Source organism: Pseudomonas sp. BJa3 (assembly GCF_026343815.1).
GTDB classification, from domain to species: Bacteria; Pseudomonadota; Gammaproteobacteria; order Pseudomonadales; family Pseudomonadaceae; genus Aquipseudomonas; species Aquipseudomonas soli.
In genome coordinates, this window is the sequence record NZ_JAOXMC010000313.1 from 1 (window position 1) to 260 (window position 260).

1 protein-coding gene is annotated in these 260 nt (G+C 68.5%); it reads right to left on the reverse strand.

Annotated elements, in window-relative coordinates; translation table 11 throughout:
* The coding region (locus tag OH705_RS27845; RefSeq protein ID WP_267303515.1) for a TonB-dependent receptor domain-containing protein at positions 1-260 on the reverse strand (260 nt) is incomplete at both ends.

The window sequence follows — 260 nt, forward strand, 5'->3', positions numbered from 1 at the left end:
GTCGGATCCGGCACCAGGCGGTTTTTCTCGCGCAGGTCGTACACCGACGCCGTGGCCAGGTGGCCGCCGTCGGCGGACTGGTACTTGACGCCCGCCTCCCACTGCTTGCCGCGCAGCGGCTTGTACAGCTCGGGCACCGCGCCGTCGGGCGTGTTGCGCGTAGTGCCGGCCACCGGCGTGAACGACTCGCTGTAGCTGATGTACGGCGACCAGCCATTGCTGGCGGCATACATCAGGCCAAAGCGCTTGGTGGTGGCCTG